This window comes from Mesorhizobium quangtriensis (genome assembly GCF_040081925.1).
In the GTDB taxonomy this organism is placed as follows: domain Bacteria; phylum Pseudomonadota; class Alphaproteobacteria; order Rhizobiales; family Rhizobiaceae; genus Mesorhizobium_K; species Mesorhizobium_K quangtriensis.
This window is the reverse complement of the sequence record NZ_JBEBMF010000001.1, coordinates 63,436-87,443: the sequence shown is the minus strand read 5'-3', so window position 1 is coordinate 87,443 and position 24,008 is coordinate 63,436. Positions and strand designations below refer to the sequence as shown.

23 protein-coding genes and 1 pseudogene are annotated in these 24,008 nt (G+C 64.0%); 14 read left to right on the top strand and 10 right to left on the bottom strand.

What is annotated here, in order from left to right; translation table 11 throughout:
• The 5 genes and pseudogenes from ABMA32_RS00450 to ABMA32_RS00430 all read left to right on the top strand — a co-directional run bounded on the left by ABMA32_RS00450 (position 1) and on the right by ABMA32_RS00430 (position 4,878).
• A complete protein-coding gene (locus ABMA32_RS00450; protein ID WP_349011771.1) occupies positions 1-1,275 on the top strand; it encodes a glycosyltransferase in 1,275 nt (424 codons plus the stop codon).
• Positions 1,272-1,598 (top strand): annotated as a pseudogene (locus tag ABMA32_RS00445) (cupin domain-containing protein); the annotation flags it as partial. The gene ABMA32_RS00450 and the pseudogene ABMA32_RS00445, both read left to right, overlap by 4 nt.
• Positions 1,599-1,649: 51 nt before the next feature.
• Entirely contained in the window at positions 1,650-1,997 is a 348-nt protein-coding gene (locus ABMA32_RS00440) for a cupin domain-containing protein (RefSeq protein WP_349013283.1), read from the top strand.
• Positions 1,998-2,065: 68 nt separating this feature from the next.
• Positions 2,066-3,520, top strand: coding sequence for an aldehyde dehydrogenase family protein (locus ABMA32_RS00435; RefSeq protein ID WP_349013282.1), 1,455 nt, complete (start codon positions 2,066-2,068; stop codon positions 3,518-3,520).
• 17 nt (positions 3,521-3,537) lie between these two features.
• Positions 3,538-4,878 carry a glutamine synthetase family protein gene (locus ABMA32_RS00430; protein ID WP_349011770.1) on the top strand — a complete coding sequence of 447 codons (1,341 nt, stop codon included), beginning with the start codon at positions 3,538-3,540 and terminating at the stop codon, positions 4,876-4,878.
• A gap of 48 nt (positions 4,879-4,926) precedes the next feature.
• On the opposite strand, the gene ABMA32_RS00425 is transcribed toward ABMA32_RS00430, so the two are convergent.
• The 3 genes from ABMA32_RS00425 to ABMA32_RS00415 are packed head-to-tail and all read right to left on the bottom strand — an operon-like array spanning position 4,927 to position 7,407.
• Positions 4,927-5,559, bottom strand: a complete 633-nt coding sequence (locus tag ABMA32_RS00425; RefSeq protein WP_349011769.1) for a thioesterase domain-containing protein — start codon at positions 5,557-5,559, stop codon at positions 4,927-4,929.
• Between the two features lie 22 nt (positions 5,560-5,581).
• Positions 5,582-6,166, bottom strand: a complete 585-nt coding sequence (locus ABMA32_RS00420) for a protein-S-isoprenylcysteine O-methyltransferase (protein ID WP_349011768.1) — start codon at positions 6,164-6,166, stop codon at positions 5,582-5,584.
• On the bottom strand, positions 6,163-7,407 hold the full coding sequence (locus ABMA32_RS00415) for a lipase (RefSeq protein ID WP_349011767.1): 1,245 nt from the start codon (positions 7,405-7,407) through the stop codon (positions 6,163-6,165). The genes ABMA32_RS00420 and ABMA32_RS00415 overlap by 4 nt, the downstream gene beginning before the upstream one ends.
• A gap of 240 nt (positions 7,408-7,647) precedes the next feature.
• On the opposite strand from ABMA32_RS00415, the gene cofG reads away from it, so the two are divergent.
• The 6 genes from cofG to ABMA32_RS00385 are packed head-to-tail and all read left to right on the top strand — an operon-like array spanning position 7,648 to position 14,488.
• On the top strand, positions 7,648-8,799 hold the full coding sequence (gene cofG, locus ABMA32_RS00410; protein ID WP_349011766.1) for a 7,8-didemethyl-8-hydroxy-5-deazariboflavin synthase CofG: 1,152 nt from the start codon (positions 7,648-7,650) through the stop codon (positions 8,797-8,799).
• A gap of 1 nt (position 8,800) precedes the next feature.
• Positions 8,801-10,072, top strand: coding sequence for a 5-amino-6-(D-ribitylamino)uracil--L-tyrosine 4-hydroxyphenyl transferase CofH (gene cofH / locus ABMA32_RS00405; protein WP_349011765.1), 1,272 nt, complete (start codon positions 8,801-8,803; stop codon positions 10,070-10,072).
• An 11-nt stretch (positions 10,073-10,083) separates the two neighbouring features.
• Positions 10,084-11,064, top strand: a complete 981-nt coding sequence (gene cofD, locus ABMA32_RS00400; protein WP_349011764.1) for a 2-phospho-L-lactate transferase — start codon at positions 10,084-10,086, stop codon at positions 11,062-11,064.
• Positions 11,061-12,425, top strand: coding sequence for a coenzyme F420-0:L-glutamate ligase (gene cofE / locus ABMA32_RS00395; RefSeq protein WP_349011763.1), 1,365 nt, complete (start codon positions 11,061-11,063; stop codon positions 12,423-12,425). The genes cofD and cofE overlap by 4 nt, the downstream gene beginning before the upstream one ends.
• Positions 12,426-12,444: 19 nt before the next feature.
• The gene (gene fgd, locus ABMA32_RS00390; RefSeq protein ID WP_349011762.1) at positions 12,445-13,452 is read left to right on the top strand and encodes a glucose-6-phosphate dehydrogenase (coenzyme-F420); all 1,008 of its coding nucleotides are present in this window, start codon (positions 12,445-12,447) and stop codon (positions 13,450-13,452) included.
• Positions 13,453-13,486: 34 nt separating this feature from the next.
• Positions 13,487-14,488: a TIGR03842 family LLM class F420-dependent oxidoreductase gene (locus tag ABMA32_RS00385; protein WP_349011761.1), complete on the top strand. Its 1,002-nt coding sequence runs from the start codon at positions 13,487-13,489 to the stop codon at positions 14,486-14,488.
• Between the two features lie 19 nt (positions 14,489-14,507).
• On the opposite strand, the gene ABMA32_RS00380 is transcribed toward ABMA32_RS00385, so the two are convergent.
• From ABMA32_RS00380 to ABMA32_RS00350, 7 genes are all read right to left on the bottom strand, one after another.
• Positions 14,508-15,539, bottom strand: a complete 1,032-nt coding sequence (locus ABMA32_RS00380; RefSeq protein WP_349011760.1) for a peptidoglycan -binding protein — start codon at positions 15,537-15,539, stop codon at positions 14,508-14,510.
• Between the two features lies 1 nt (position 15,540).
• Positions 15,541-16,563, bottom strand: a complete 1,023-nt coding sequence (locus ABMA32_RS00375) for a MotA/TolQ/ExbB proton channel family protein (protein WP_349011759.1) — start codon at positions 16,561-16,563, stop codon at positions 15,541-15,543.
• Positions 16,564-16,670: 107 nt separating this feature from the next.
• Positions 16,671-17,345, bottom strand: a complete 675-nt coding sequence (gene trhA, locus ABMA32_RS00370) for a PAQR family membrane homeostasis protein TrhA (RefSeq protein ID WP_425475453.1) — start codon at positions 17,343-17,345, stop codon at positions 16,671-16,673.
• 73 nt (positions 17,346-17,418) lie between these two features.
• On the bottom strand, positions 17,419-18,213 hold the full coding sequence (locus ABMA32_RS00365; RefSeq protein ID WP_349011757.1) for an inositol monophosphatase family protein: 795 nt from the start codon (positions 18,211-18,213) through the stop codon (positions 17,419-17,421).
• 4 nt (positions 18,214-18,217) lie between these two features.
• Positions 18,218-18,784: an elongation factor P gene (efp, locus tag ABMA32_RS00360; RefSeq protein WP_349011756.1), complete on the bottom strand. Its 567-nt coding sequence runs from the start codon at positions 18,782-18,784 to the stop codon at positions 18,218-18,220.
• Between the two features lie 97 nt (positions 18,785-18,881).
• Positions 18,882-19,901 carry a tetratricopeptide repeat protein gene (locus ABMA32_RS00355; protein ID WP_349011755.1) on the bottom strand — a complete coding sequence of 340 codons (1,020 nt, stop codon included), beginning with the start codon at positions 19,899-19,901 and terminating at the stop codon, positions 18,882-18,884.
• Positions 19,898-20,560, bottom strand: a complete 663-nt coding sequence (locus ABMA32_RS00350; RefSeq protein ID WP_349011754.1) for a thiamine phosphate synthase — start codon at positions 20,558-20,560, stop codon at positions 19,898-19,900. Before ABMA32_RS00350 ends, ABMA32_RS00355 begins: the two co-directional genes overlap by 4 nt.
• A 143-nt stretch (positions 20,561-20,703) precedes the next feature.
• Here ABMA32_RS00350 and ABMA32_RS00345 point away from each other — a divergent pair, with 143 nt between their 5' ends.
• From ABMA32_RS00345 to ABMA32_RS00335, 3 genes are all read left to right on the top strand, one after another.
• Positions 20,704-21,477, top strand: a complete 774-nt coding sequence (locus ABMA32_RS00345) for a sulfite exporter TauE/SafE family protein (RefSeq protein WP_349011753.1) — start codon at positions 20,704-20,706, stop codon at positions 21,475-21,477.
• A gap of 41 nt (positions 21,478-21,518) precedes the next feature.
• Positions 21,519-23,159 carry an acyl-CoA synthetase gene (locus ABMA32_RS00340; RefSeq protein ID WP_349011752.1) on the top strand — a complete coding sequence of 547 codons (1,641 nt, stop codon included), beginning with the start codon at positions 21,519-21,521 and terminating at the stop codon, positions 23,157-23,159.
• Between the two features lie 181 nt (positions 23,160-23,340).
• Entirely contained in the window at positions 23,341-23,754 is a 414-nt protein-coding gene (locus ABMA32_RS00335) for a hypothetical protein (RefSeq protein WP_349011751.1), read from the top strand.
• Positions 23,755-24,008 lie beyond the last annotated feature (254 nt).

The window sequence follows — 24,008 nt, the reverse complement described above, 5'->3', positions numbered from 1 at the left end:
ATGACCCAGAAAACAATCGCATTCTTCCCGGAGGCCGCCTACGGGCCGGCGCTCAATTCCGTCGGCATCGCGCAGGCGGTGCAGGCACGGGGCCACAAGGCGGTGTTCCTCTCCGATCCGGGTTTCGTCGAAGTGTATCAGGGCTACGGCTTCGAGGCGCATCCGGTGAACCTTTCGGAGCCGATGCCGCCGGAGGTGATGGCGAAGTTCTGGGAGGATTTTATCAACGGCCATATCCCGAACTTCGCGAAATCACCGTACGATCAGATCGACAATTACGTGAAGGATTGCTGGACGGCGATCGTGGACAGCGCCAAGTGGGCGCAGAAGGATTTGCCGGGGGTGCTGGCGAAGATAAAGCCCGACGTGATCTGCGTCGACAACGTCATCCTGTTTCCGGCGATCAAGCAGTATGGCGTGCCGTGGGTGCGCATCATCTCCTGCTCGGAAAACGAGATCGAGGACGAGGGCATCCCGCCGCATCTTTCGGGCTGCGGGGAGAATGACCATGCCTGCCACAAAGCCTACCGCGACCGCTTCAACGAGGTGATCAAGCCGATCCATGACGACTTCAACGATTTCCTGAAGTCGACGAATGAAGAGCCCTATCCGATCGGCCAGTTCTTCGAGGCGTCGCCCTACCTTAACCTTCTGCTCTATCCCGAAAGCGTGAAGTTCAAGCGCGATGTTCCGCTCGACCCGAAGCAGTTCCAGTATCTGGAGGGTTGCGTTCGCAAGGAGGCGGCTTATGAGGTACCGACCTTCGCGAAGAATAATGACGGGCCGCTGGTCTATGTGTCGTTCGGTTCGCTCGGCGCTGGCGATACGGACCTGCTGAAGCGGATCATCGCAGCGATCGGGAAGTCGAAGTATCGCGCGCTGGTCAATGTCGGCGGCTACAAGGACCAGTATTCCGACGTGCCCGGCAATGTGATCATCGATGGCTGGTTCCCACAGCCTTCGGTCATCCCGCAGGTGGATGCTGTGATCCATCACGGCGGCAACAACTCGTTCACGGAATGCCTGTTCTTCGGCAAGCCGGCGATCATCATGCCCTATGTCTGGGACGGTCACGACAACGCTACGCGCGTGCAGGAGACCGGCCACGGCTTCAAGATGCCTCGCTATGACTGGACCGACGCCGAACTGATCGCGAAGCTCGACGCCTGCATCGGCGATCCCGCGATTCAGGCGAAACTGGCGGCGACCTCGAAGCACATGCGGTCGCAGAACGGACCGGAGAAGGCCGCCGGCCTGCTGGAAAAGCTGCTGTGACCTCGTCGGCGCCGCATCTCTACGAGGCTTCGACGCGCACCGACCTGGTCGACTGGGGTGTGCAGGCCGACGCGATCGAGGGCGTGTCACGCTCGACCGGCAGGCTGGTGCACAAGGGGCCGGCCAACCGGCCGGAAGTCGGCATCTGGGTCTGCACCGAAGGACGCTGGCGGCTGTCGATCCCGCGTGACGAACTCTGCCATTTCGTCGCCGGGCGGGCCAACTATCGCGAGGACGGGGGCGAAGTAATCGAGGTCGAGGCCGGGACGGTGGTGATGTTTCCCGCCGGCTGGACCGGCGAATGCACCGTCCACGAGACGATGCGTAATGTTTACATGCTGGCAGAGGATGAGCCGGCGACAAAGGAAAAGACCATGACTGCAACACCACTGATGAGGAAGCCTCTCGAACAGACCGATCTGGTCGACTGGGGTGTGATCCCGACCATGATCGAGGGCAAGTCGCGGACATCGGGCCGGGTGATCCACAAGGGACCGGAAGGCCGTTCGGAGTGCGGTCTATGGGTCTGCACGCCGGGCAAGTGGGAATGCCATGTGACGCGCGACGAGTTCTGCCACTTCCTCGAAGGACGCTGCACCTATGTGCACGAGTCGGGCGAGGTGATCGAGATCGAGCCGGACACGGCCGCCTTCTTCCCGCAGGACTGGAAGGGCGTGTGCACCGTGCATGAGACGATCAAGAAGGTCTACATGATCCGCTGAGGGGCAAGATTGTGAACAGCTTCTCGCACGATCGTCCGGTCTATTTCATCAATCCGACATACCGTGAGATGGCCGGGCCTTCGCGGCCGGTCGTCGATCCTGCAACGCTGGGCATGGCGGGTAAGATCGCCGAGGCGACGGATGCGGAGATGGACGCCGCGCTGACCGCTGCGACGGAGGCGCAGAAGCGCTGGAAAGCACTCGACGCCAAGACGCGGGCGAAGCACCTGCATGGCGTCGCCAACGCGATCGAGGCGGCCGACTTCACGCGCTGCGCCGAGCTCATGGTGCGCGAGATGGGCAAGCCCTATCCCGAGGCGATCGGGGAGATCGCCAATTGCGCGCCTATCTTTCGCTACTATGCCGAGATGGCGCGCGACGAGGCGGGCAAGATTGCCGGCACGACGCAAGCCGGCTCGTTCCAGTATGCGCGCTACGAGCCCTACGGCGTGTCGGTGCACATCATGCCCTACAATTTCCCGATCCTGCTGATGTGCTGGACGGTCGCCGCGTCGCTGGCGGCCGGCAATGCCTGCATCATCAAGCCGGCGGAAGCGACGACGCTTTCCACGCTCGACTACATGGCGGTGTTCCGCTCGCTGCCGGAGGGGCTGGTGTCGTGCCTGCCCGGAGGTGCGGCGACCGGCAAGGCGCTGGTGGAATCCGGGCGCACGCATGCGGTGGCGTTTACGGGATCGGTGGCGGCGGGGCGGCGAGTCGCAGTCGCCTGTGCGGAGCGGACCAAACCCTGCGTGATCGAGGCGGGCGGCAGCGATCCGCTGATCGTGTCGGCGCATGCGCCGCTTGAGGTCGCGGCGGCGGGCAGCGTGACTGCCGCCTTCCATCTGTCGGGGCAGGTCTGCACGTCGGCGGAACGGTTCTTCGTTGTCGAGTCCGTGCATGACGAATTCATCGATCTCTTCGCGAAAAAGACGAAGGCGCTTCGCGTCGGCAACGGCATGGACGAGACGGAGATCGGGCCGCTGGTCAGCGAGGCGGCGCGCGCCAAGGTGATGCGGCTGGTGGATGATGCCATCGCAAACGGGGCGAAGGCCGTGACCGGCGGGCGCATTCCGCCCGCGCACAACACCGGCTGGTTCTATGAGCCGACGATCCTGACCGGCGTTACGCCCGATATGGCAATCTGCAGGGAGGAATGTTTCGGGCCGGTGGCTGCGGTCTGCCGGGTCAGGGATTTCGACGAGGCGATCAGGCTCGCCAATGACAGCCCGTTCGGGCTCGGCGCGTCGATCTTCACGACTGATCTGGCGGAGGCGATGGAGGCGTCGGAAAGGCTCGAAGCCGGCATGGTGTGGGTCAACAACCCGCTGATCGACAATGACGCGCTGCCCTTTGGCGGCTGGAAGGCGTCCGGCATCGGCCGCGAACTCGGTCGGCAGGGGCTTGACGCTTTCCGCCGGACGAAGATGGTGATCATCGACCACAAGCCAGTTGTGCAGGACTGGTGGTATCCCTATCCGGACGAATGGTTCCGCAGGGCGGGAGGACGCAAGCATGTCTGACGAACAGGCGATCCAGCATGGATGATGCCGCAGGCTGGATCGAACGAAACGGCATAGACGAGGTCGAATGCCTCGTCCCGGACATGAACGGGGTGCTGCGGGGCAAAGTGCTTCCGGCTGCGAAGTTCCTGAAAGGGCTGGAGGGAAGCCCGCTTTACCTGCCGACGAGCGCGTTGCTGGTGTGTGCGGACGGGCGCTATTCAGGGTCGGTGGACGAGGGTTTCGCCTATGGCGATCCGGATATGGTCCTGGCTCCCGACCTCAAGACGTTGCGGGCGGCGCCGGATCAGCCGGGCCGGGCCTGGGTGTTGGCCGACGCCTGTTATCCCGCCGATAGCCCGTGGAGCGCGCTGCCGCGCGTGCTGCTGAAATCGGTGATGGCGCTCTATGCGGAAAGGGGCTGGCGCGCGGTGGTCGCACCGGAACTCGAATTCTATGTGACCGCGCCGAATCCGGACCCGCGCCACCCGGTCGTGACGCCGGTCACTGCCGACGGAAGGCGGGAGGGCGCGCAGAATCCCTATGGGATGGAAGCGCTGGAGCTGTTCGACCCGGTCATGCGCCGGATCTACGAGCGCTGTGCGAAGATGGGCATAGCGCTGGATACGCTGAGCCACGAGACGGGGTCGGGCCAGCTCGAGGTGAATCTGCTGCATGGCGACCCGCTGGAGCTCTGCGACCAGGTCGTGCTGTTCAAGCGCGTCGCCCGAAAGGCGGCGATCGAACACGGCATGAACATCACCTTCATGGCGAAACCCATGGACGATCAGGCCGGGAGTGCCATGCACCTGCATGTGTCGCTGGTTGACCAAGGGGGACGCAACGTCTTTGCGGGCGAGGACGGGGCAGATACGTCGCGGTTTTCGCACTTCATCGGCGGGCTGCAGAAATATGTCCCCGAGACCATGCCGCTCATTGCACCGAACGTGAATTCTTACAGGCGCGTCAGGCCGAACCACAGCGCGCCCGCCAATGTCGAGTGGTCGCAGGATAACCGTTCCTGCGGTCTGCGTGTGCCGAAGGCCGGACCGGAAGCGCGGCGCGTCGAGAACCGGCTGCCGGGGGCAGACGCCAACCCCTATCTGGCGATCGCCGCGACGCTGATCGCCGGCTGGCTCGGCATGGAAGAAAAACTCGAGCGAAGGCCGGAAGCGTCAGGCAATGTCTATCGAGCGCAAACGACGCTGCCCGGCTCCATGCCACAGGCTCTCGATCGCTTCATCGCCTGCGAGCCGGTGCGCGCCATCCTTGGCAACGACTTCTTCCAGACATTCCTGCGCGTAAAACAGCGCGAACTGGAGGCGTTCGACAATATCGTCACTGCCTGGGAACGCGAGCACCTGGTTTTGAAAGCGTGACGCGCATCGGTTTGGCCGGGAGAAAGGCGATCCCGGCCCTATGGTCTCTCAGTTGCTTTGCGTCGTGGCGGGCGGGACGTAGCGGAGGACCGTGCTGACAACCTGGTTGCGCAGGTTGGGGTCATCATCGACATTGAAATGGGTCATGCCAGACTGGCCCCTCATGTCCTGGTTGTTGAGCGAGCCGCTGAAACCGCTCCCGCCCGTGAACAGGCCACCCCAACCGCCGGCGCTGAAATAGAAGTTCAGCACGTTGCGCACGTTGGAGGGCACCGTCATCGGCGCTGTCGATGCGTAGCTGACAATCAGATCGACCTGCACCCCCTTTTTCTTGAGTGCATCGGCAATCAGCACCGCATTGTTCGCGCCGAGAGAATGGCCGATGAGAACCACCGGCTGCCGCCCGTTCTTGGCCTGGTTGGTCGCGATCTTCTGTGCGACCGAGCGCCAGGCCTCATGACTAACCAGGGCAGCGTTGACGCCGCTCTGCTTGAGTTGTTTGCGGAGCTTGTCGAGGCCGGTCGAGAACACGCCGAATCCGCCACGCAGGATATAGACATCGGCCGACGGAGCGGCATGCACTTGTGCGGGGAAGAACAGCGCGAGCAAAAGCATGCCGACGCGCAGCAGGATGCCCGTCCGGGCCTTCCAGCGGCCAACTGGGTCGGTTCTGGCAAACATTGGCGGGGGGTGTCTCCGAAAGTCAGAAAACGCGGGGAATGACGCGGCCTGTCCTGGCAGCGTAGGACCTGTACTCTTCGCCGAAATGCTTTTCCATCATCGCCTCTTCCGCGCCGACGCGCGCAAGAAAAAGAATCGCGACACCAACCAGTCCGGACAGGCCAGCCACCCAATTCGGCAGGAGCAAGGCCTGGGCAATCGCCCATAACCAGAAGGAAGAGTACATCGGGTGGCGAACATAACGATAGAGGCCGTCCGTGACCAGACGGTGATCGTTGCGAATTTCGAGCGTCACCGACCAGTTTCGGCCGAGTTGGCGGTGGCTGGCGTAAAACAGCGCGAGAAAAAGCACCTGGACGACCAGTCCGCACCAGCCCAGCCAGGGCTGGAAGGTATAGTCGGCGAAGGCTGGAATGCCCGTCGCAAGGTAGAAGGCGGGAATCACCGCTAGGCCGATGCCGGAAGCCGCGAGCGCGAGGCGGTCGGTCAGCGTGCGCTGTGTCGCGGCGATGCCGATCCGGCGGGCGCGCCGCTGGTGGGGCAGCCTTATGACGAACCAGGCGACCAGACCCAGCGTCCACACGATCGCGGCGAGGGTCTCGGTCATGGGTTTACCCCCGCCTCGCGAACCGCTTCGGCAGGCCGTTCGGTCGAAGCCGCCGGCGTGATCGCCCACAGGGGGTCGGGGCCGAAACAGATGTGGAAGAAGTCATAGAAGTAGCGCTGCGCGTTGCCCATGATGAACTGGTAGTGGATGCGGAAGAACCGCCGCCTGATCTGCCGGTATCTGGAGACGCCCATCATGTCGCGCAGATGGACCTTGCGGATAACGGGAAAGGCAGCGCCTCCCGACGACCTGGGACGGAGTGCCATCTCGACCACGGGATCGGTGTTGTAGAAGTTGATAACGTCGATCAGGCACTGGAATTCCGACCAGCCGAGCGCGGGTTCGTCGACGAGGGTCTGGACCCTTGCCCTGAAGGCGCTCGCTGCCGGGTGAAGCCCAAACTTCAGCGCGGTCGACCCCAGCGTCAGAAGGCTGACCCCTGCATCGCGGCTGGCCAGCAAAGGGTCGGCGACTAGGCTTCTCGCTGCCATTTCGAGGATCAATCCGCCACCGGTGCTGTGGCCGACAAGGATGATCTCGTCGTAGGGCTGCGCTTTCGCCGCCTGCGCGACGATCGCCGCGTAGCGGTCCATGAGTCGCTCAGCTTCGGGTCGCTTGCCGCGCAGATATTCCGATGAGAACGACCAGAGGTCCATGAGGTGCGTGACCGACCAGCGCTTGCCAAGCGTGGCCAGAAGCGGAAACAGGGCAACCAGCGCGATGAGCATCGCAATGGCCAAACTGTCGATGCCAAGAAAACGAAGGACAGCTGACGAGGCGAAGAACGCCACGAGGAACAGGAAGACCGTCGTGACGAACGGATAGAGGAAGTAGAGCGCGAAGCGCCAGCTCCTCGAGAAGAACGAGAAGGCCGTGCCTGTCAGCCAGTAGTCGAAGAAGGCGACGAGGTAACGGAACAGGCGGACGGACAGCGGACGGGCGGCGTCCGTCGTCACGATGGAATCGAGGCCGAGAAAATAGAAGTCTGTGGTGACCTGCCAGTCCCTGTCTTCGGCCGGGAGTTCATATGCATCGTTCTGCGGGTGGGCGGCCTGCCGGTGGCTGGACGTAACCGTCAGGATGCCGACATCGCCCTCAGGCGTCGCGACGTCGCTCCTCGACGACTGGACATCCCACGTTGTCTCGAAAAGCTCCATCTCGCGCGACAGGCGCCGGAAGAAGGCCGCGGGGGTCTTCGGATCGTAGCCTCCGATGAAGAATACACATCGTCGGCCTATCATGCCGCCTGTCTCATTCTGATAATCAGTCCGCCGTCGAGAGTCGGCTTGCAATCATCGCAATGTCCAAGATGCGATGCGCAAGTCATGGCGAAACTCCAATATAGCGACATAATTCGGGCTGCTACCCATAATCTGCCCGACTGCGGCATTTCCGGACGGCAAGGCGTCCATTGACACAGCAACGCAAACGGTCGAAAATTTGACCAATCGGTAAAGAACCGAAACGAGAAAAAGCCGACGATGTCGATCGAGCGCTCAGGGGAACAGGTCGATCCTTGCATGGCCGAGGAGGCGAAGGCCTTCGCGGGCCTGGCGGGCCACGCCTTGACAGCGCTGAAGCGCCAGGCGGCCGATGTGCGAGACAGGCACTGGGGAAAGGCCGTCAGCTATTCGCGCAAGGTGTTCATCCCGCTGACGACGATGTGCCGCAACACGTGCGGCTACTGCACCTTCGTCAAGCATCCGGGCGATCCCGGTGCCAACTACATGACGCCGGACGAGGTGCTGGCCGTAGCAATGAATGGTGAGCGGCTCGGCTGCAAGGAAGCGCTGTTCTCGCTCGGCGAGCGGCCGGAGCGCCGGTACGAGGAAGCGCGCGCGGCGCTTGCTCGGCTGGGCTATACGTCGACGGTCGACTACCTCGTCGAGGCCTGCAAGCTGGTGCTGGACCACACGAAGCTGGTGCCGCATGTCAATGCCGGAACGCTGGACGAGGACGAGATCGCGCGGCTGCGCGAGGTCTCCGGTTCGATGGGCATGATGCTGGAAAATGTCAGCCGGCGGCTGATGAAGCCCGGCATGGCGCACCATGCCTGTCCGGATAAGGCGCCGCTGCTGCGGCTGCGCACCATCGAGGCTGCCGGCCGGCTCGGCGTGCCCTTCACGACAGGCATCCTCATCGGCATCGGCGAGACCTGGGACGAGCGCGTGGACAGCCTCGTTGCCATCGATGAAATCCATCGACGCTACGGCAACGTACAGGAGGTGATCGTGCAGAATTTTCGCGCCAAGCCGGGTACGGCGATGGCGCAATGGGCGGAGCCGTCGCGCGCGGACATGCTGCGGACGCTGGCGATGGCGCGGCTTGTGCTCGACCCGTCGATCAGCCTGCAGGCACCGCCGAACCTGGAGCAGGATTTCGAGGACTATCTTGACTGCGGCATCAATGACTGGGGCGGAATCTCACCGCTGACCGCCGACCATATCAATCCGGAACGGGCATGGCCTGCCATCGCCGAACTGGCCCGACGCACCGAGGCGCGCGGCTACCGGCTGGTCGAGCGGCTGACCGTCTATCCCGCCCATCTCGGCGTCGAAACCGCTCCGTTGCATGCGACGCTGGCCGGAATGGCGCGGGCGGACGGATTCGCGCGCGACCAGTACGTGGCCTGAAATGTCCGACGCAGCAGACATCATGCAGATCGAAAAGCGGCCAGTGGAGATTGCGCTCGGCGACGCGAGGCCGGACATCCGCGCCATCCTCGACCGGTCCCTGGAAGGGCGGACCATCTCGCGCGATGAAGGTGAAACGCTTTTTTCGGCTTCGGGGGCCGATCTGGCCGCACTGGTGGCGACTGCCGACGAGGTGCGGCGACGTCGCGTGGGAGATCGCGTCACCTTCGTCACGGTGCGCAACATCAACTTCACCAATGTCTGCTACATGGCCTGCCAGTTCTGCAATTTCGGCGTCCGCAAGGAGGCGAAGAGCGCGGAACTGCTGTCGCTGGAGGAAGTCGCAAACCGCGCGGAGGAAGCGTGGCTGCGCGGCGGCACCGAAGTCTGCATCCAGGGCGGTCTGCACCCCGACATCGATGGCGATCATTACTTCAACCTGCTGGATGCCGTGAAGACGCGCGTGCCGCAGATGCATGTGCATGCCTTCTCGCCCTTTGAGATCTGGTATGGCGTCAAGAAGAGCCGCATGCCGCTCGAGGACTATCTGAGGGCGCTGAAGCAGGCCGGGCTGGGCTCGATGCCGGGAACCGCGGCCGAAATCCTCGATACGCAGGTGCGGCTGCAGCTCACGCGCAACAAGCTGTCGGCGGACGAGTGGGAACGGATCATCCGCGCGGCACATGAAGCCGGCATCAGCACGACATCGACCATCATGTACGGCCATATCGACGGGCCGGCGCATTGGGCAGCGCATATCGATCGGCTCCGCTCGATCCAGATGGACACCGGGGGCTTCACGGAGTTCGTGCCGCTCGGCTTCGTGCACGAGCAGACACGGCTTTTCCGCGATCATCCCGAGGCGCGACCCGGTCCGACGACGGCGGAGAACATCCGCATGCATGCGGTGGCGCGGCTGATGCTTGCCGGCTTCATCGACAACATCCAGGTGTCGTGGGTGAAGCTTGGGCCGGAAACGGCGCGCTTCATGCTCGACTGCGGCGTCAACGATCTCGGCGGCACGCTGATGAACGAGAGCATTTCGCGCGCCGCCGGCTCGGTGCATGGGCAGGAGATCACGCCGGCCGAGATGGTGCGCATCATCCGCTCGGCGGGACGAATTCCGATGCAGCGGAACACGCTCTACGAGGTGGTGGCGGATTACTCCGAGCGCGATCCCGACGAGATCGCGCCGCTGGTCGGCCGCAGGCAAGGCGCAAATCCGCTGGCGTTCCTCGATCGGTCCGCGCCGCATCCGGTCGCGGCGGAATGAGGATGGCCGTGGTGGATTCGGCAGGGGATTTCCGCAACGCGGTGCTTCTGGCCGGTGGCGTCGGCGGAGCGCGCATGGCCGAGGGGCTCGCCCGTGCCCTGCCATCCGGTGCGCTGACCGTCATTGCGAATATCGGCGACGACGAGGAGTTTTATGGGCTGCGGGTGTGTCCGGACCTCGATACGCTGCTTTACACGCTGTCCGACCGCATCGACCGGAGCCAGGGCTGGGGCGTGGCTGGAGACACGGTGAAGGCGCTCGACGTGCTGCGCGATCTCGGCGCGCCAGCCTGGATGAAACTGGGCGATGCCGATTTCGGGCTGCATATCTGGCGGAGCTGGCGGCTCGCCGAGGGCGAGAGTCTTTCGGAGATCACGGCGGAGGCCGCCCGGCGGCTGGGAGCGCGCGCAAGTATCCTGCCGGCCACCGACGAGAGGCTGCGGACAAAACTCAACACGGACGAAGGCTGGATGGATTTCCAGCCATGGTTCGTCGGCAAACGATGCGGGCCGAAAGTCAGCGAGTTGCGCTACGAAGGGGCGGAAATGGCACGGCCCTCTGAGCGGGCACTGAAAGCACTCGCGTCCGCCCAGTTGATCGTCCTTGCGCCGAGCAACCCGCTGCTGTCGATTGAACCCATGCTTGCGGTTGCAGGACTGCGCGGCGCTGTTGCGCAAAGTCGCGCGCCTTGCGTCGGTGTCTCTCCGCTCATCGGTGGCAAGGCGGTGAAGGGGCCGCTGGCGCGGCTGATGCAGGATCTTGGCCTTGAGGCGACGTCTCGTGCGGTCGCCGGGCGGTATGCCGGCCTGCTCGACGGGTTCGTTGTCGATGCGGGGGACGTTGACGACGCCGAAGCGTTGCGAGAGTCGGGACTTGCTGTCGCCTCCATGGATATCCTGATGGACGGGCCGGAAGGCGCCGAACGGCTGGCGCGCGAGGTGCTGGATTTCGCGGCTGGGCTCGCACCCGGCCGGGAGCGTCGCAGCGCATGACGGTCGCGGCGGTCATCATGATGAAGGACCCGGCGGAAGCGAAGTCGCGCCTCAGGCCGGTGCTGGCGAACGATGCGCGCGAAGGGCTTGCGCTGCTGCTGTTCGACAACACGCTTGCCTTCCTGACGGCCCGGCATCAAGGGCCGATCGGCGTTGTGACGCGGTCGCCTGTCGTTGCGCAGCGCGCGGCAGTACAGGGCGCTACCGTCATATCCGAGCCGGAAGCAGGCGACCTCAACGCAGCGGCCGGACTGGCCGCTGCGTGGGCCGCGGGGATCGGGGCTGACGCACTGCTTGTGCTGCATGCCGACATCCCGACGCTCGTCGAGAGTGAGATCATGGCATTGCTCGCCGCTGGTGTGCGTGCGCCTGTCGTGATCGCGCAGTCACGCGACGGCGGCACCAATGCCCTGCTGGTCTCGCCGCCCGATGCGATCGCCTTTCATTTCGGGCGCCAGTCGGCCGAGGCGCATGAGGCTGCCGCCAAGGCGGCTGGACTCGGCGTTGAGGTTCTGGCGTTGGCGCACCTTTCGCGCGACATCGACCGACCTGAAGATCTTGCCGAAGCCATCAGGTTGCCGGCGCAGGATGACGGCGTGACACTTTTGGTTATCCCCGGTATCGGCGAGATCGAGGCTGGCGATGACTTGGCAGCGCTGATCGCCGATACAGCCGAAGCTGCCGGCATGGAGATAGCGCCGGACGACATTGTGGTGGTCGCCCAGAAGATCGTCTCCAAGGCCGAAGGGCGGCTGGTGCCGCTGGCGGATTTCGTGCCTTCGGAACAAGCCGAAAGGCTCGCCGAGGAGATCGGCAAGGATGTCCGCAAGGTCGAGGCGATCCTGAGCGAATCCACCGGCGTGATCCGTGCGCGCAGGCAGCCGCCGGACGGATTGCTCATCACGCGGCACAGGCATGGGTGGATTTGCGCCAATGCGGGGATCGACGAATCCAATCTTGGCGCGGGGCGCGAGGGCATGCTGCTGCTCCTGCCCGACGATCCCGACGCCAGCGCGCGCAAAATTCGGGAAGGGCTTGAGACGCGTTATGGCGGGCCAATTGGCGTCGTCGTTTCGGATACGTTCGGCCGACCATGGCGCAACGGTCTTGTCAATGTGGCGATCGGCGTGGCGGGGGTGCCTGTTCTGGTCGACTGGACGACCAGAACGGACGCCTACGGTCGGGGGCTTAAGGCGACGCTGCCGGCCTTCGCCGACGAGGTGGCCGCCGCGGCCGGCCTGCTGATGGCGAAGGATGCCGGGCTGCCGGTCGTGGTGCTGCGCGGGCTGGACTGGAAAGACGATGAAGCGGCCAGCGCGCGCCACGTGCTGCGGCCGGTGGAACAGGAACTGTTCCTGTGAGCAAACGGGAGAAGGCGTGATGGACCTCAAGCTTGGCTACAAGGCTTCGGCCGAACAGTTCAATCCGTCTGAGTTGCTCGACAATTCGGTAGCGGCGGAAGCGGCCGGTTTCGATTCCGTCTTCATCAGCGATCATTTCCAGCCATGGCGGCACACGGGCGGTCATGCGCCTTTCGCGATGTCGTGGCTTGGCGCGCTCGGCGCGAAGACGTCGCGCATCATGATGGGAACGAGCGTGCTGACGCCGACCTTCCGCTACCACCCATCGATGGTGGCGCAGTCCTTCGGCACGCTGGGCTCACTCTTTCCCGGCAGGCTGATCCTCGGCATTGGCACGGGCGAGGGGTTGAACGAAGTGCCGGCGACCAAGGTGGTGTGGCCGGAGCTGAAGGAGCGGTTCGCGCGACTGCGCGAGTCGGTCGATCTGATGCGCAAGCTGCTGAGCGACGAACGCGTCAGCTTCGAGGGGCAGTTCTACCAGACCGAAAACGCGACGATCTATGATCGGCCGGACCAGCCGGTGCTGATCTATGTTGCGGGCGCGGGGCCGATGATCGCCAAATATGCGGGCCGTGTCGCCGACGGTTTCATCTGCACCAGCGGCAAGGCGCCGGAGCTCTACAGCGAGACGCTGCTGCCCAATTTGTCGGCCGGGCTTGAGACTGCAGGCCGTGCGCCAGACTCGATCGACCGCATGATCGAGATGAAGGTGTCGTTCGACACGGATCGCGAGCGGGCGCTGCAGGACACGCGTTTCTGGGCGGCGCTGTCGCTGTCGCCCGAGGAGAAAATGTCGGTCGAGGATCCCCTCGAGATGGAGAAGCTTGCCGACGCGCTGCCCATCGAGCGGGCGGCAAAGCGCTGGATCGTCTCGACCGACCCGGACGAGCATGTCGAGAAGATCAGGCCCTATGTGGACCTTGGCTTCAACCATCTGGTCTTCCATGCGCCAGGGCACGACCAGAAACGGTTCCTGAAACTTTATTCGGAGCAGGTGCTGCCGCGCCTGCGCAAGGCATTCGGCTGATAGCGGTCGCAGGCAGGACAAAGGGGAGACAGATATGGAATTCGGGATCACATTCAAGGGCGTCGTCGAGCCAGAGCGCGCTCGCTACCTGGTGCGGGCGGCGGAATATGCCGGCTTCAGCTACTGCTGGTTCTACGATTCGCACATTCTCTGGCGCGACTGCTACGCGGCGATCGCCATGTGCATGGAGCACACGAAGGACATGCGCTTCGGCCCGCTGGTCACCAACCCGGATGTCCGCGACTGGTCTGTGGCGGCGTCGATCTTCGGCTCCTTGTCGAAGCAGAGCGGCGGCCGCTTCGACCTTGGTGTCGGGCGCGGCGATTCCTCGCGGCGCGTGATGGGCTTCAAGCCGGCGACGCTCGCCCGCGTGGCCGAGTTCATCGCCAAGACCAAGGCGATGGTGCGCGGCGACGAGGTCGTCTACGGCGAGTCGCCGGAGCCGGTGAAATTTCCGTGGGCCGTTGGCCATGACATGCCGGCGTGGATCGCCGCCTACGGCCCGCTGGCGCTGAAGACGGCGGGCGAGCATGCCGACGGCGTGGTCCTGCAGATCGCCGAGCCGGGCCTGTGCAAGTGGTTTACCGATCAGTGCCTGGACGCCGGGAAGGCGGCGGGGCGCGACATGTCGGGCTTCCGCTCCATGTCCTGCGCGCCTGCCTATTTTGGCCCCAAGGACAAGGCGATCGAGGCGACGAAATGGTTCCCCGCGATGGTCGGCAACCATGTCGCCGACATCGTGGAGAAGTACGGCAAGGACACCAGCCTCGTGCCGGAAAGCCTGACCAGCTACATCGAGAAGCGGCGCGGCTACGACTATTCCAAGCACGGCCAGAGCAGCAATCCCTACCTCGACTTCATCACGCCCGACGTTGTCGAGAATTTCTGCGTGCTCGGCGAGCCGGCGGAACATATCGCCAAGATCGGCAAGCTGAAGGATGCTGGCGTGACGCAGTTCAACATCTACCTCGACAGCGGCATGGAGGAAGAGATCATCGCCGGCTACGGACGCGAGGTGATCCCCGCTTTTTCGTAAAAGGGGCGGCGACCGGGCGTCAGCGCTCGGTCAGCTTCAGCTCGATGCGGCGGTTGGCGGCGCGCGCGGCGTCGGTGTCGGCTGGATCGAGCGGCTGGAATTCGCCAAAGCCCGCCGCCACCAGCCGGTTTGCCGGGACGCCGTTCTGGATCAGGAACTTGACGACCGACGTAGCGCGGGCGGACGACAGTTCCCAGTTGTCGGTCCAGCGCCGGTTGCCCGACACGGGGATGTTGTCGGTGTGGCCGTCGACGCGCAGGACCCAGTTGATCTCGGGCGGAATCTCGCGCTGCAACTCGATGATCGCCTCGGCGAGCTTTTGCATCTCGACGCGCCCTGCGGGGTTGATGACTTCCGAGCCCGACGGGAACAGCACTTCCGACTGGAAGACGAAACGGTCGCCAACGATGCGGATGTTCTCGCGATCCGACAGGATTTCGCGTAGCCGGCCGAAGAAGTCGGAACGATAGCGGTTCAGTTCCTGCACGCGCTGCGCCAGCGCCACGTTCAGGCGGCGGCCGAGATCTGCGATCTTGGTGTTGGACTCTCGGTCGCGCGCCTCCGAAACTTCAAGCGCATCCTCCAGCGCCGCGATCTGCTTGCGAAGCGCGGCAATCTGCTGGTTCAGCAGTTCGACCTGACTGAGCGCGCGCTGGCTGATCTGGCGCTGAGCATCGAGTTCGCCGCTCAACGTGCCGATACGCGCATTCGCCTCGGAGTCCGCGCCGGCGCCCTGGTCCAATAATTGCTGGAGGCGGGAACGCTCGCTCTCCGCCGCCAACAGCGACGCCTGCAGGCTGGCGAGCGAGTCTTGGGCGTCCTGCGTGTTGCCCTGTTCCAGCGCCAGAAGCTGCGTCAGCTCGTTGATCTGCGAATTCAGCCGCGCGAGTACCTCGTCGCGGCCGCTGATCTCGCGGCTGAGCAGGAACTGCGCCAGCACGAAGACGGAGAGCAGGAACATGATGGCCAGAAGCAGCGTCGACAGCGCATCGACGAAGCCCGGCCAGTAATCGACGTGGCGAGCGCTGCGACGAGCCTTTGCAAGCGCCATGTTAGCTGCGTTCCTGGTTCTTCAGCGTCTCGGCAAGACGTTCCAGCGTGCGCCGCATCGCCTTCTGTTCCTCCGACTGGGCCTCGACCCAGCCGCGCATGATCTGCTGTTCCGAGCGCATGTTCTTGACGAGGCCGGAGATGCCGTCGGCAAGGTTGGCCATGGCGGTGGCGACGCGCGGGCTGGAGCCGCCGCCCTCCTGCATGCTGCGCAGGCGTTCCGACAGGGCGCGGATTTCGTCCGATGTCTCGCCCTTGCCGCCGTCGATGGTGACGATGTCGGACGACAGGTCGGTGACCGAGGACAGCCAGTTCTCAAGCTCGGTGTAGAAACGCGTCTGGGCGCGGCCGGCCTGCAAATCGAGGAAACCGAGCACCAGCGAGCCGGACAAACCAAACAGCGAGGACGAGAAGGCGGTGCCCATGCCCGACAGAGGGGCAGCGAGGCCGGCTTTCAGGGCATCAAGGACGGCATTGGTGTCGCCCGAACCGGGATCGAGCGACTGGATGGTCTCGCCGATCGAGCCGATCGTCGCCAACAGGCCCCAGAAGGTGCCGAGCAGGCCGAGGAACACCAGGAGCCCGATGAGGTAGCGCGAGATGTCGCGGCTCTCGTCCAGCCGGTTGGCGATGGAATCGAGGATCGAACGCATCGAGTTGGTTGACAGCGCCATGGTGGACGAGCGCGACAGAAGCGCTTTCATCGGGGCCAGCAGCACGGGGTCGGTGACCTCGGAGCCGGCACGGAAGGAATTCACCCAACGAACTTCCCGGAACAGCCGGATCGTCTGCTGGAAGGTCAGCAGGATTCCGACGATGAGGACGCCCAGGATCAGTCCGTTCAGGCCGGGATTGGTGGCGAAGGCGGCCATGATCTGGCGCGTCAGGATCGCCGCGATAAAAGCGACGATCGCCAGGAACACCAGCATGGACAGGACAAAAACCTGCGGGCTGGAAAGCCTGTGGGGATCGTAGTCCATGACGTCCGACGAGCCTGTCAGGCCCAGGCTTCTCAAAATGCCCATTCTCGCCCCGATTCCGTTCCCGGCGATGCAATGGCCGCGACTCTAAGCGGAATTATGACGAAATTGGAAGTCCGGAAGGACTGAAGCAGTACAGAGAACCCGCGCAGTCAGATGCGGGCGACGATCAGGCAGTCGAAGATCGCGGCGCAATGCAGGCCGGCGCCGGTGACCACGAAGCCGTGCCACACGGCGCTTTGGTAGCGCAGGCCCTGCCATATGAAGAAGATCACGCCGCTGGAATAAACCACCCCGCCGGCGAGGATGAGCGCGACGGTGTCCGGTGGCAGCGTCTCGACCAGCGGGCCGGCGACGACCACGCCGCTCCAGCCGATGGCGAGATAGAAAACGATGGCGAGCCGGTCGAAGCGTCCGGGCAGGAATAGCTTGATCGACATGCCGGCAAGCGCGCCGCCCCAAACGAGCGCGATGATCGGCCAGGCGTCCGGTCCGAGCTGTGCGAGGAAAGGCGTGTAGGTCGCCGCGATCAACAGGTAGATCGCCGCGTGATCAAAGCGGCGAAGCACCCATTTCACCGGAGTCAGCGGCCAGAGATTGTAGGCCAGCGAGACGGAAAGCACGGTCAGCAGCGAGACGAAGTAGAAGATCGCGGCGGCGTATTCGCCGGGTCCGGCATGGAAGACGGCGAGCGACAGCAGCGCCGAACCGGCCGCGATGGCGAGTACGATGCCGACGGCATGCACCACCCCGTCCGCGATCAACTCCGCGCGCGAATAGTGGAAGCGGCCCCTGAAGGGGAGGTCCGTCGGTTCGGTCATAGCCATCCCTACGAGACGATTATGACCGCCATGTGCAGGAAACCGCAAGCCGGGCGCGATGCCGCAGGCTAAGCTAGGATCAGCGGATCGGCTTTTTCAGTGTTTTCAGGAGAGCCTTATGGATCGCCTCGTTGCCGGCGGCGATCGAGCCTTTGTCGAAAATCTCCTGTCCGCCATCCATGTCGGAGCAGAAGCCGCCAGCCTCTCGGATGAGGAGGATGCCGGCGGCGATGTCCCACGGCGAAAGCGCAGGCTCCCAGAAACCGTCCATGCGGCCGGCCGCAACATAGGCGAGGTCAAGTGCGGCGGAGCCGAGGCGGCGGATGCCGGCGACCTCGCCCATGACGTTGCGCAGTTCGATGAGGAAGTTGCCATGATGGCCGCGACCGAGATGCGGCACGCCGGTGCCGATGACGGCGTCGGACAGCTTGGTGCGACCCGACACGCGCAGGCGGCGATCGTTGAGGAATGCGCCACCACCGCGCTCGGCAGTGTAAAGCTCGTCCATAGCCGGATTATAGACGACGCCAGCGACGATCTGGCCTTGACGCTCCAGCGCGATGGAGACCGAGAAGATCGGGATGCCGTGCAGGAAGTTGGTGGTGCCGTCGAGCGGATCGACGATCCAGCGGTGCTGGTCGTCCTCGCCCGCGACCGCGCCGCGCTCTTCCATCAGGAAGGCATAGCCCGGGCGGGCGCGCGCCAGTTCGGTGTGGATGATCTCCTCGGCCTTGCGGTCGGCCTGGCTGACATAGTCGCCGGGACCCTTCAGCGAGACCTGCAGGTTCTGCACCTCGCCGAAATCGCGCGAGAGCGAGCGGCCGGCCTTCATGGCGGCCTGGACCATGACGTTGAGGAGTGCGGAGCGCGCCATCTGATCAGTCCGCCCTGCGGATGTAGGTGAGTTCGTTGGTATCGACGATGACGCGCTCGCCGGTCGAGATGAAGGGCGGCACGAGGATGCGGATGCCGTTCTCGAGTACCGCCGGCTTGTAGGAGGACGCCGCCGTCTGGCCCTTGACCACCGGATCTGCTTCCGTGATGGCGAGCGTGACCTGGTCGGGCAACGCAACCCCGATCGGCTTCTCGCCATAGAGCCGGACGGTAACCATCATGCCGTCCTGCAGGAAGGCGGCGCGGTCGCCGACGAAATCCTTGGCCAGTTCGAGCTGCTCATAGCTCTCGGTGTCCATGAAGACGAGCTGGTCGCCCTGCTGATAAAGGAAAGAGAAATCCTTGAGATCGAGGCGGGTTTCGTCGACTTTCTCGTCGGAGCGGAAGCGCTCGTTGAGCTTGGTGCCGTTGACGAGGTTCTTCAGTTCGACCTGATTGTAGGCGCCGCCCTTGCCGGGCTTCACCGTGTTGGTCTTGACCGCGACCCAGAGCCCGCCCTGATGCTCGATGACGGTGCCCGGACGGATTTCGTTGCCGTTTATCTTGGCCATGCTGTCGATTTCCGGAATTTTTGCGCGCGTCTGGCGCGTTTCGGCGCTTCCATGACCATAAATCGCCGGGAGAGGCAAGCGCCCCAAGCGGGCAAGTTCAGCGCAGCCGGTTCGCGCGCTCCAATGCTGCCTTCAGTTCTTCCTCAGTCTTGCCGTTGAGGAAGTCCTGCATTTCAGCGTCGACCAACCCGCGGCGGCGGGCGACAAAATACCACGCGGCCGCCTCGGTGGCGTCCGGCTCGGTGCCGATGCCGCCCATATAGAGCTTGGCCAGCCGGTTCTGCGCGGCGACGTTGCCACTCTCGGCCGCGCGTTTCATCCATTCGAATCCGGCCTTGAGATCGCGCGGACCGCCGCGTCCCTCGACGAGCCAGGTCGCAAGGTCAACTTGCGCGGTGTCGTAGTTCTGGCGCGCAGCCAGCATAAGCCATCGGCGCGCCTGGACCTCATCCTTTTGCTTGCCACCAACGCCGGCAGCATAGACTTGCGACATGGCATATTGCGCATCGGCAAGGCCAGCGTCCGCCGCGCGCTGATAATAGGAAACCGCCTTGGTCATGCCCGCCGTGCCGGGCTCGCGCTGGACGACCATCTGCGCAAAATTGAACTGCGCCATGCGGTTTCCGGCCTCGGCTGCCGACTGCATCAGCGCATAGGCCCCGTTAGGATCCTTCTTCACGAAGCGTCCGTCGATGAGCAGAAGCGCGTATTGAAACTGCGCTTCCGGGACGCCCTGCTCTGCGGCGAGCTGATACCATTTGGCGGCGGCGGCCTCGTCGCGCTTCACGCCGAGGCCGCGCGACAGGATTTCTGCGACCAGCGTCTGGGCGGCGGAGTCACCCGCTTCGGCACGTGGTGTGGCGAGGTTGAGTGCCGTCATGTAGAGGCCGCGCTGGAACGCTCCGTAGGCCGCGTCGGCCGGCGGACCGCCGAAACGCTCCTCATCGACGGCGCCCGGCTGCTCGATGGTGGCTGGCGCGCCGTCAGTTGCGTCCTCCGGGGTACCAGTCGTCCCGGTTGTCGTTTTGTCCGGCGCCTTCGTTTCAGCCTGCGCGCCGGCCACCGGGCTTGCGGCCAGCAGCGCGAGCAGGAGAGCGAAGGCAGAACGCTTGGTCATGCCACCGTCTCGAATCGGGGGGCGCTGGCCTCGAGGATCGCGTTGGCGCGGGCGATGGCTGCGTTGGGGTCGACGCCAGCGCCGAACACGGCGGCAGAAATCGCGACGAAGTCGGTGCCCGTCGCGGCAACGGTTTCGATCGAAGCGAGGTCCGACCCCGCCATCACGATGCCGGGTATCTCGACCATCTCCGCCCACCAGCCGCCGAGCGAAAGGTTGCGCTGGTGCGCTTCGGGCTGGTTGTCGTAGCCGAACTTGCCGAAGAAAACGTAATCCGGCCGCTCCTCGCCAAGCTCCAGCGCGTCGTCACGCGTCTTTACGCCGCCCGCGCCAACCGCCATCTTCTCCTGAAAGCTCTCGATCGCCTCGGCGAGAGCCGCCTTGCCGCTATCGATGTGGATGCCGTCAGCCTTCACACGGCCCGCGATGCGGGTGTCGTCCACGATGATCGCCGCAATGCCGGCTTCCTGGGCGATCGGCACAATCTTCTCGGCGAAAGCCTGATAGGACGCCTCGTCCATCCCGTGCGACGGCAGCATGATGGACGCGATGTCGCCGCCCGCAATCGCGGCGCGGAACATCGAAGCGAAATCATCTGCGTTCACGCCGGAGGGCGAGATCAGGACAATGCGGCAGCGGTTGGGCGTCTTGTCGTTCATGGCGGATTCCTGAATCGGCCTATGCCGGTCGAGTTTGGTTGGAATGCGGCATAGATCAGGCAACCTCGCTTGAACAGCCGCACATTCGATTCGCCTTCGGGCGCGTTTAGCGCTAATGCGGCGGTTCCCGCACGCATCTTCCCATGAACGCACTGCTCACCGATCCCTGGTTTTACGCGGCGGCCGTCCCGGCTGTCATCCTCGTCGGCCTGTCCAAGGGAGGCTTCGGCGGTGCGGTCGGCTTTGTCGGCGTGCCGCTGATGGCGCTGGTGATGAGCCCGGTGCAGGCGGCGGCGATCCTGCTGCCGATCCTGTGCTTGATGGATATCGTCTCGGTGTGGACGTGGCGCGGCATCTATGACCGCAGCGTGCTGGTTTCGATGATGCCGGGCGCGATAGTGGGCATCGGCGCGGGCTGGTTGACCGCCGCCCTGGTCACGGCCGGAATGGTACGCCTCATCGTTGGCGCGGTGGCGTTCGTCTTCGTGCTGCGCTGGATCTATCAGCAATTGCGGCACGGCAGCGGCCACAGCGCCTCTCATAACAGGATCGCCGCAGCCTTCTGGGGCGTCGTGTCGGGCTTCACCAGCTTCGTCGCTCATGTCGGCGGGCCGCCGTTCCAGGTCTATGCCCTGCCGCTGAGGCTCGATCCGAAAGTGCTGAGCGGGACGGCAGCGATCTTCTTTGCCGTGACGAATGCCGTGAAGCTGGTGCCCTATTTCGCGCTCGGCCAGTTCGACGCCACCAACCTGACCGCCTCGCTCGTGCTCATGCCGATCGCACCGCTGGCGACGCTCGCCGGCGCCTGGCTGGTGCGGCGCATGCGACCGGAGATATTCTATCCCTTCACCTATTGTACTGTTGCGCTGATCGCGGTGAAGCTGATTTATGATGGCGTGCTGGACATCCTTTACTGACGTTGCGCCGCTTGAACGCTGTGGTTCCCCCGGGAGGGCCTATGACGAATCCCTATGAAATGGACCTGGATCGCCAGCCGGCGAACTTTCAGCCGCTGACGCCGATCACCTATCTGGAACGGACAGCCAAGACCTATCCCGACCACACCGCGATCATCCACGGCGCGAGCCGATGGTCCTACGCACAGTTCTGGCAGCGCTCCCTGCAGCTTGCCTCGGCGCTTGCCCAACGCGGTATCGGCAAGGGCGACACTGTTACCGTCATGTTGTCCAACACGCCGCCGATGCTGGAGGCTCATTTCGGTGTGCCGATGACCAAGGCGGTGCTGCATTCGCTCAACACCCGGCTCGACGCCGCCATCATCGCGTTCCAGCTCGACCACGCCGAAACTAAGGTGCTGATCGTCGACCGCGAGTTTTCGGGCGTGATGCGCGAGGCGCTGGCGCTCGCCAAGGCAAAGCCGATGATCATCGATTTCGACGATCCGGAATATCCCGCCGACGCCCACTATCCCAAGGGAGAGCGGATCGGTTCGATCGACTACGAGGACTTTGTTGCGTCCGGGGCCGCCGACTTCGCATGGTCGATGCCCGACGACGAATGGGATGCGCTGTCGCTGAACTACACGTCCGGCACGACGGGCAATCCGAAAGGCGTCGTCTACCATCATCGCGGCGCGGCGCTGATGGCCTATGCCAACACCATCCATGCCGGCATGGCGAAACATGCGGTCTATCTGTGGACGCTGCCGATGTTCCACTGCAACGGCTGGTGCTTCCCCTGGACGCTTGCCGTGCACGCGGGAACTCATGTCTGCCTGCGCTGGGTGCGACCGAAGCCGATCTACGACGCCATCGCCGACCATGGGGTCACGCATCTCTGTGGCGCGCCGATCGTGATGTCGGTGCTGATCAACGCACGGCCGGAAGAGAAACGCGACTTCTCGCAGACGGTCACCTTCAACACCGCCGCCGCGCCGCCGCCCGAGGCGGTGCTCGCCGGCATGGCCGACGAAGGCTTTGCGGTGACCCATCTCTACGGGCTGACGGAAACCTACGGGCCGGCGGTCGTCAATGAATGGCACGGCGAGTGGGACGGTCTCGATAAGGATGCCCGAACCTCTAAAAAGGCCCGGCAGGGTGTGCGCTACGCGCCGCTGGAGGGGCTGACCGTGATGGACCCGGAGACGATGATCGAGACGCCTGCCGACGGTCAGACGATCGGCGAGGTGATGTTCCGCGGCAACATCGTCATGAAGGGCTACCTTAAGAACAAAAAAGCCACCGACGAGGCCTTTGCCGGCGGCTGGTTCCATTCGGGCGACCTCGGCGTCATGCATCCGGACGGCTACATCCAGCTCAAGGACCGCTCCAAGGACATCATCATCTCGGGCGGCGAGAACATTTCGTCCATCGAGGTGGAAGACGCGCTCTACAAGCACAAGGCGGTCGCTTCCTGCGGCGTGGTGGCAAGGCATGACGACAAATGGGGTGAGGTTCCCGTCGCCTATGTCGAGCTGAAGCCGGGGGCGAGCGCGACGGAGGACGAGATCATCGCGCACTGCCGTGGGCTGCTGGCGCGCTTCAAGGTGCCAAAGGCGGTGATCTTCACCGAAATCCCCAAGACCTCGACCGGCAAGATCCAGAAGTTCAAGCTGCGCGACCGCGCCAAGGCCGGATAGCGGGTCGGACAGTCCTGCCGTCTTCGTCGCCGAGGGATTTCTGTTCCAGCAGCCGGTTCGTGGCAGGTAGTCGCGACTCAGGTATCCTGCGTGCATCGTGCTTTTCCCGTGGCGACATTGTCCCGATACGGGCCCGCCGCAGAAATGCGCGATACATCATCCGGACCCGAGGGGGAACTCCATGAAAGGCACAGCGCGCAACTTCTTCACCATCGCTGTCATCTATTCGCTGGTCGGCATGTCGCTCGGCCTGCACATGGCGATGTCTCAGGACCACTCGCAATTGCCGACCCACGCGCACATCATGGTGCTGGGCTGGCTGATGTCGGCGGTCTTCGCCGTCTTCTACCATCTCGTGCCGGGAGCCGGCGCGTCGATGCTCGCCAAAATCCACTTCTGGATCGCTGCGCTGAGCAGCCTCGGCATGTTCATCGGGCTCTTCATTCTTTACGGCGGAGACCCGTCGATCGAGCCGCTGCTGGGCGTATCGGCCATGGTCTATTTCGCCGGCACGTTCCTGTTCGCGTTCATCGCGCTTTCGGCGCTCTGGAGGGCAAGTCCCGCTTCGGCCGCGCATCACATTCCGGCGGAATGACGAAAATTTTTACCGGATTCCGGCCCGTCAGTTAACCCCGCATTAAGCTTTACGGGCGTTTACTGTGCGCATCCAGTGATCTGGATTCTTACCGAGTGGCTGGAGCCACTTCGTTTGACGCCTCCCTGTTAAACTCCTGAGAGCCGCCTTTTCGCGGCTCTTTTTTTTGTCCGACAGCGTTCGCGGATTGTCGCCGGCTAACACCCGGGCCGGTACCGTTAACCTTTTATTAAACATACGCTTGCGTTGCTCTG